Origin of the sequence: Coprothermobacter sp., from assembly GCA_013824685.1 — a bacterium.
In the GTDB taxonomy this organism is placed as follows: Bacteria; Caldisericota; Caldisericia; order Cryosericales; family Cryosericaceae; genus Cryosericum.
Genome location: PNOG01000026.1, coordinates 25,214 through 32,998 on the forward strand (window position 1 = coordinate 25,214; position 7,785 = coordinate 32,998).

Genomic DNA, 7,785 nt, shown 5'->3' on the forward strand with positions numbered 1-7,785 from the left:
CCATCTACAACTCTTCGATGGAGTCCAACAACGCGATGGCGTACAGCGGCATATTTACCAGCCATGATTCCTTTCGGAAGTTCGACAGGGAAGTCCGGACTGCATACCTCGGAGCGTACCTGTCACAATACGCCCGCAGGCTCCTGGATTTCAGGTTCTCGGCCGCCTTGACCTCGACAGGGATCACGTTTGGCCCTCTCTGGACCAGGAAATCGACTTCTCCCGTAGAATTCTCCGTCGTATGGTAGAAGGCGGGCAGCCTAAGATCGGAAATCAATTGCTGCAGCACATACTGTTCTGTCAGCGAACCCTTGAACTCTTCGAAGATGCTGCTGCCTTCGATCAATGTCCTTGCGTCGAGATCGCCCATGGCCCCTAGTAACCCGACGTCCAGGACGTAGAGCTTGAAGGACCGGGCATCCATGTACGCATTCAGCGGAACATTCGGTTTGGTGATGCGGTAGACCTTGGTGAGGAGACCACAATCCTCCAGCCATTGGATCGCAAGCTCGAAGTCTTTTGCGCGTGCGCCCTCCCGAATCTGACCATAGACGAACTTCCGGTTCTCCTTGGCAAGCTGCGTCGGCACAGCGTTCCAGATCATACGCATCCGCGGTACGATCTCCACGGGGGCATGTTTGGAGAAGTCCTGATCATAGAAGGTCAGCAAGTCCTTCTGGAGTCGCCGGACCGCCCCGAAGTCCTGTGTCTCCAGATAGGTCGTCACCGCCTCGGGCATGCCACCGATGTAGTAATACTGTTTCAGCAGGTCTACATAGGTTCCCCGGAACGAGGTGATCAGAGCGACGTCCCTCTTCCCAATCAGTTCGTTGAGCTGCTCATGCTCCATGGCATCGAGAAACTCCCGGAAATTCAGGGGGTACAGATCCAGGAGTTCCGCTTTCCCCACAGGGAAGGACGTTCCTTCATGCAAGGCGACACCCAACAGAGAACCTGCCGCAACAATCGCGTACTCCGGTGCGTTTTCGCTGAAGTATTTCAGTGAGGTAAGGGCTTTTGGCACTTCCTGCACCTCGTCAAAAATGATGAGAGTGTCATCGGCAGTGATCTTGACGCCAGTTTCGATTTGCAGGGCGCTGATGAGACGCGCGGTATCGTATCCGCCTTCAAACACACTCTGCATCCGTGGGTTGTTGTCAAAGTTCACATAGGCGACGTTCCGAAAACATATTCTGCCGAACTCCTTCATGAGCCAGGTCTTGCCGACCTGCCGAGCCCCCCGTATGATCAGAGGTTTGCGGTGTCTCTCTCCCTTCCACGCCTGCAGCTTCTTCATTGCATGTCGGTCCATGTTGTCGCCTCTCATGATCTGACTTTTCCAATTCATTGTAGAAGACTGACGCGCCGATGCAACACTTTTAAGGACAGAAAAGTGGAGAAAGTAACACTTTTAAGGACATAAAAGTGTGTAACAGGGGACAGCCGTAGTTGTTGTAACATGCGCGCGTCACAGTGGCAGGACTGGATTCCCGCCTTGGCGGGCATGACGGAGAATGATACGCTTCGGGGGACGGTTCCGTTTGGTGCCAGATTGTTACACCCGTGCGCCTGGATATGCAGAAACCCCCGGACAAGAAAGGGGGAGACGAGAAAGGACTGGATTCCCGCGTGCGCCGAGAGCACCCCTCGTATTGAACTGAAATACTCGGGGGGGAATGACGGACTGTAACAGGGGACAGGCGCCTTTCTGTCAGAGTGGATCAAACTCCAGTTTCCTGGGCTTGGCTCCACAGGCCAATGCATAGCGGACGATCGTGCTGTACTCGAGATCAGATCCGGCATGCTCGATCTTCGATACGTACTCCTGAGATCTGCCCATGCGGTCGGCGACGACTCTCTGAGTCAGTCCAGCGCTCTTGCGCAGCTCACGCAACTGCCGTGCCGCCGCCAGCTCCGCCTTCATCTCGATGTAGACCTGCTTTGCCTTGGGATCAGTCTCGATGAGTTTCTTGATTTCCTGCCGATAGGCTTCAGTAATGGCTGTCATATCACGAATGCTCTTCATGTCTCTCTTCCTCCTCCTGCAGACGTCGCTCCAACGCCGTCCTACGCGAGCGGGCAACTCGCAGTTCCTTCAGCGGCGTGTTCCCATTCCTTCGTTCAATACATAACTCAAGGGTGGTGAATGTCAAGAGAACACCGTGCCTGGCTTGGGGCCGGTAGTAGTTGCTCTGTGATTTGGCCGCGAGAGGCCAGTCAGTGCATGTCATGTTTTGGGACGCTTCCGTTTACCCATTCGTCTGACCGTCAAGTGAAAAGCAACAATCGCCGTGCGCTTGTGACACGCATGGCGATTGTTGTCTATCTGCTTGGCTACGATCAGCAGCTTATCACACTGCTGACGCCAATTGCCGCGCTACTCCAGCTTTACGGTAAGCTTCTTCCCACATGCTGCAGCGAATTGAGCGAGTGAACGAATGCTGCCAAGATATCCTTCCCGCTCCATGCGAGCAATCTGTGGTTGAGTACGCCCCATTCTAGCTGCAAGATCGGCCTGAGTAAGGCCACAGTCCTTCCTTGCTTTCGCCAAACGAAGTGCGATTTCCGCCTCTTCCCGCACAGCCTGCATCTTGACAGAGAGAACTGGATCAGCGGCAATAGCCTCTTTCGTCTCCCTGCGTAGACGCTCGCTAGCCTCAATGACCTCTCTGGAAACGAGAGGTTCCTCTATTGCTTTCTTCCTCGTAGTACTCATCTCTCCCTACCTCCACATCCCCTGCTTGACCTGCACCAACCTCTTGCGTGCCAAGTTGATCTCCTTAAGTGGCGTCTCTTTCGTCTTCTTGACGAAGACAACAAGACCATAGATCAAGTTGCCCCCGTTCCAGTAATAGTATAGGATACGTGCCTGTTGGCCGTCATCGTGTCCTCGAATCTCGAAGATTCGTTTCTCCTCATCGACAATACGTCCCTGGGGAAACGCGAGAGTCCCCTTCTCTTCCAGAAACCCAACAAGTTCCCACAGTTCACCTCGCAATTCGAGTGGCAGCTCCGCCATTTCTTCTCTTGCCGGTGAAATCAACACGAACTGCTTCTTCATCCAGTACTCACCATGCCCTCCCGAGACATCGTCCTTGATCTACCGATCAGAATCACGCCAGCAGCCAGTCAACAAAGAACATACCAGTATTGTTATGACAATCACCGAGAAGTCAAGTGCCCGCACGGGAATGACGGAGGGGTGGGGTGGGACAGGACTGGATTCCCGCCTGCGCGGGAAGGACGTGTATCAGGGGACAGACACCGTTCAGCGATGCAACCCCCTGGATATGGAAAAACCCCCATGAAGGGGGAGGGACAAGAAAAGCATGGATTCCCGCCTGCGCGGGAATGACAGAATCACGCGGGAATGACGGATGACGGACTGGATTCCCGCCTGCGCCGAGAGCACCCCTCGTATTGAACTGAAATACTCGGGGGGGGAATGACAGCATGGGGGAATATGAAAAAGACATGACCCTGGCAGCGACCTACTCTTCCAACGGGCTTCCCCATTAGTACCATCGGCGTGTCGGGCTTAACTTCCGTGTTCGGGATGGGAACGGGTGTTTCCCCGACGCTATGACCACCAGAGTCATGTCTCAGATGAAAACAAGAAGGAACTGCAGGCTGCCTGCACCCTCAAAACTGTACGAGCCAATTACGTCCCCGACCTATTAGTACTGGTCAGCTCAACGCATTGCTGCGCTTACACCTCCAGCCTATCAACCTGGTAGTCTACCAGGGGTCTACCTCGTCTTGCGACGATGAGAGATCACGTCTTCGAGTTGGCTTCGCGCTTATATGCCTTCAGCACTTATCCAATGTCGACATAGCTACCCAGCTCCGTGCCCCTGGCGGGACAACTGGTACACCAGCGGTCGACTTCCCGGGGTCCTCTCGTACTACCGGGAAATCTCGTCAAATCTCTAATACATGTGGCGGATAAGGACCGAACTGTCTTACGACGTTCTGAACCCAGCTCGCGTGCCCTTTTAACCGGCGAACAGCCGGACCCTTGGAACCTGCTCCAGCTCCAGGATAGGACGAGCCGACATCGAGGTGCCAAACCCTCCCGTCGATGTGGACTCTCGGGAAGGATAAGCCTGTTATCCCCGAGGTAGCTTTTATCCGTTGAGTGATGGCCATTCCATGCTGCAACCACCAGATCACTAAGCCCCACTTTCGTGTCTGCTCGAGATGTCTCTCTTGCAGTCAAGCTCCCTTATGCCTTTACACTCTATGGCTGATTTCCAAACAGCCTGAGGGAACCTTTGGGCGCCTCCGTTACTCTTTGGGAGGCGACCGCCCCAGTCAAACTGCCCGTCTGACATTGTCCTCCAGCCCGCTGAGGGCGAGGAGTTAGAAGTCTCGTTGAAGAAGGATGGTATCCCAAGGACGACTCCGCTGAGGCCGAAGCCCCAGCTTCCAAGTCTCCCATCTATCCTGTGCAGCCACAACCAAACTTCAATATCAGAGTACAGTAAAGCTCTACGGGGTCTTTCCGTCCTGCCACACGTAGCCCGCATCTGTACGGGCACTGCTATTTCACCGAATCCCTCTTTGAGACAGCGCTCAAGTCGTTACGCCATTCATGCGCGTCGGAACTTGCCCGACAAGGTATTTCGCTACCTTAGGACCGTTATAGTTACGGCCGCCGTTCACTGGGGCTTAAGTTCAGGGCTTCAGGGGACGAATCCCCTTGACTCCTCTCTGTAACCTTCCAGCACCGGGCAGGCGTCAGCCCCTATACGTCGTCTTACGACTTAGCAGAGACCTGTGTTTTTGTTAAACAGTCGCTTGAGCCTATTTCCTGTGGCCTCCTTGCGGAGGCATCCCTTCTTCCGAAGTTACGGGACCTTTTTGCCGAGTTCCTTAAAGAGGGTTCTTTCGCACGCCTTGGGAGTCTACTCCCGATCTACCTGTGTTGGTTTGCGGTACGGTCACCATACTTCTCGTGAGAGGTTTTTCCTGCCAGCATGAACTCAGCTGCTTCGCCTTGCGGCTCCCCATCACAGCTCAGGCACACGGGGAAACGGTTTTGCCAGTCTCCCCACCCTTGCTGATTAGACGCGAACTACCAGCGGTCGCGCTCAGCTTATCCTTCTGTACCACCCCATCCTTCAAACGAAGCATGGCAGCACGGGACTATTAACCCGTTTTCCATCAGCTACGCCTTTCGGCCTCACCTTAGGACCGGCTAACCCTGGGAGGACGAGCCTTCCCCAGGAAACCTTAGATTTCCGGCGAACGAGATTCTCACTCGTTTATGCGCTACTTAAGCCGACATTCTCACTCCGTGGCGCTCCAGCACTCCTTACGGTATGCCTTCTCTGCAGCACGGACGCTCTCCTACCACTCCGCCCTTGCGGGCGAAATCCGCAGCTTCGGTGATAAACTTAGCCCCTCTACATTTTCGGCGCAGGATCACTCGACCAGTGAGCTGTTACGCACTCTTTAAAGGATAGCTGCTTCTGAGCTAACCTCCTGGCTGTTTGAGTAACCCCACATCCTTCGCTAGCACTCAGTTTATCTTAGGGACCTTAGCTGACGGTCTGGGCTGTTCCCCTTTTGACTATGAATCTTAGTACCCACAGTCTCACTAGCAGGATACAGATATGCGGTATTCGGAGTTTGATTGGGTTTGGAAACCTGGTGAGGCCCCTAGTCCATTCAGTGCTCTACCCCCACACACTAATTACCTGCCGCTGCACCTAAATGCATTTCGGAGAGAACCAGCTATTCCCGGGTTCGATTGGAATTTCTCCGCCACCCACAGCTCATCACATAGGATTTTTCCCCTAACGTGTTCGGTCCTCCAGAGCGGGTTAACGCCCCTTCAACCTGTCCATGGGTAGATCACCCGGCTTCGGGTCTACTGCAACCAACTGACGCGCTGTTCACACTCGCTTTCGCTGCGGCTCCGGGGATCTCCCTTAACCTCGCTGGTTGCAATAACTCGTCGGCTCATTCTTCAATAGGCATGCAGTCACCCTGTGGCTTGCGCCACATAGGGCTCCTACCGCTCGTAAGCAATTGGTTTCAGATTCTCTTTCACTCCCCTTCCGGGGTTCTTTTCACCTTTCCCTCGCGGTACTAGTTCACTATCGGTCGCCAGAGTATTTAGCCTTACCACATGGTCGTGGTAGCTTCCCACAAGATTTCTCGTGTCCCGTGGTACTCAGGAACCGTCCCGGGAGTGCTCATGATTTCGCCTACGGGGCTGTCACCCGCTATGGCCCCTCTTTCCAGGGGGTTCGACTATCGTGAGCGTTTGTGACTCCCGCTCCAGGGTGCAACCTGGACTGGTCGGTCCTACAACCCCGCCGTGACAACGCCTGCACGCTATGCGTCACGGTGGTTTAGGCTGTTCCGGGTTCGCTCGCCGCTACTAACGGAATCGCTTGTGCTTTCTGTTCTTCGAGGTACTGAGATGTTTCACTTCCCTCGATTCCCCCTCCTGCCCTATGGATTCAGACAGGAGTCTCCCACCTGCGTGGGAGGGGTTGCCCCATTCGGAAACCCCCGGATCAATGTTTGATTGCAACTCCCCGGGGACTATCGCAGGCTTTCTGCGTCCTTCATCGGCTCTGTGCGCCAAGGCATCCACCAACTGCTCGTTCTTACGTAATTGGCTCGTACAGTTTTCAAGGTGCGGACCAAAGAAGCCGCGTGAAGGTGCGTTTGCACCCTCAAAACTAGACAGTGAGCGGAAAACGGTCAAAAGACGATGCTCCTTGAAAGGAGGTGATCCAGGCGCACGTTCTCGTACACCTACCTTGTTACGACTTAACCCTCCTTACCGGCCACACCTTCGTCACCCAACGGGCAACTTCGGGTGCAACAGACTCGGGTGGTTTGACGGGCGGTGTGTACAAGGCCCGGGAACATATTCACCGCGGTGTAGCTGACCCGCGGTTACTAGCAACTCCATCTTCATGTAGGCGAATTGCAGCCTGCAATCTGAACTGAGGTCGGTTTTGAGAGATTGGCTTCACCTCGCGGTGTTGCGACCCGTTGTACCGACCATTGTCGCATGTGTGTAGCCCTGGACATAAAGGCCATGAGGATTTGACGTCATCCCCTCCTTCCTCCAACTTTTAGCTGGCAGTATCGCTAGGGTGCACCATTGCTGGTTAGCAACTAGCGACAGGGGTTGCGCTCGTTCAAGGACTTAACCTTACATCTCACGACACGAGCTGACGACAACCATGCAGCACCTGTGGATGAGCCATGACCTTGCGGTCATGGGGGGACCAGTTTCTTGGCTCTTTCTCAAGCATGTCAAGCCCAGGTAAGGTTCTTCGCGTAGCGTCGAATTAAACCACATACCTCGCTGCTTGTGCGGGCCCCCGTCAATTCCTTTGAGTTTTAGCCTTGCGGCCGTAGTCCCCAGGTGGGATACTTAACGCGTTAGCTCCGGCACTGAAGGTAACCCCCCAACACCAAGTATCCATCGTTTAGGGCGTGGACTACCAGGGTATCTAATCCTGTTTGCTCCCCACGCTTTCGTATCTTAGCGTCAGAAACTGTCTAGTGAGCCGCCTACGCCGCTGGTGTTCCTCCCGATATCTACGTATTTTACCACTACACCGGGAATTCCGCTCACCTCTCCAGTCCTCAAGCCAGACAGTATCGCGTGCGAACCCAGCGTTGAGCGCTGGACTTTGACACGCGACTTGTGAGGCCGCCTACATACCCTTTACACCCAGTAATTCCGAATAACGCTCGCCCCCTACGTATTACCGCAGCTGCTGGCACGTAGTTGGCTGGGGCTTATTCCAG

The 7,785-nt window shown here is 54.5% G+C and carries 4 protein-coding genes and 3 rRNA genes; all 7 read right to left on the reverse strand.

The annotated features are described in order from the left end of the window. Positions 1-4: 4 nt before the first annotated feature. Positions 5-1,312, reverse strand: a complete 1,308-nt coding sequence (locus C0398_08440) for an ATPase (GenBank protein ID MBA4366004.1) — start codon at positions 1,310-1,312, stop codon at positions 5-7. 399 nt (positions 1,313-1,711) lie between these two features. Beyond that, positions 1,712-2,026 carry a hypothetical protein gene (locus tag C0398_08445; GenBank protein ID MBA4366005.1) on the reverse strand — a complete coding sequence of 105 codons (315 nt, stop codon included), beginning with the start codon at positions 2,024-2,026 and terminating at the stop codon, positions 1,712-1,714. Positions 2,027-2,377: 351 nt separating this feature from the next. Then, a complete protein-coding gene (locus C0398_08450) occupies positions 2,378-2,716 on the reverse strand; it encodes an XRE family transcriptional regulator (protein MBA4366006.1) in 339 nt (112 codons plus the stop codon). Between the two features lie 6 nt (positions 2,717-2,722). Further along, positions 2,723-3,061, reverse strand: a complete 339-nt coding sequence (locus C0398_08455) for a type II toxin-antitoxin system RelE/ParE family toxin (protein MBA4366007.1) — start codon at positions 3,059-3,061, stop codon at positions 2,723-2,725. A gap of 417 nt (positions 3,062-3,478) precedes the next feature. After that, positions 3,479-3,594: ribosomal RNA gene (gene rrf, locus C0398_08460) — 5S ribosomal RNA — on the reverse strand. A gap of 65 nt (positions 3,595-3,659) precedes the next feature. Further along, positions 3,660-6,631, reverse strand: a 23S ribosomal RNA gene (locus C0398_08465). A gap of 108 nt (positions 6,632-6,739) precedes the next feature. Then, positions 6,740-7,785, reverse strand: a 16S ribosomal RNA gene (locus C0398_08470); the annotation flags it as partial.

Excerpts from the sequence above, each read along its gene's own strand:
- C0398_08440 (MBA4366004.1), bottom strand. The coding sequence starts at position 1,312 with ATGGACCGACATGCAATGAAGAAGCTGCAGGCGTGGAAGGGAGAGAGA.
- C0398_08445 (MBA4366005.1), bottom strand. The coding sequence starts at position 2,026 with ATGAAGAGCATTCGTGATATGACAGCCATTACTGAAGCCTATCGGCAG.
- C0398_08450 (MBA4366006.1), bottom strand. The coding sequence starts at position 2,716 with ATGAGTACTACGAGGAAGAAAGCAATAGAGGAACCTCTCGTTTCCAGA.
- C0398_08455 (MBA4366007.1), bottom strand. The coding sequence starts at position 3,061 with ATGAAGAAGCAGTTCGTGTTGATTTCACCGGCAAGAGAAGAAATGGCG.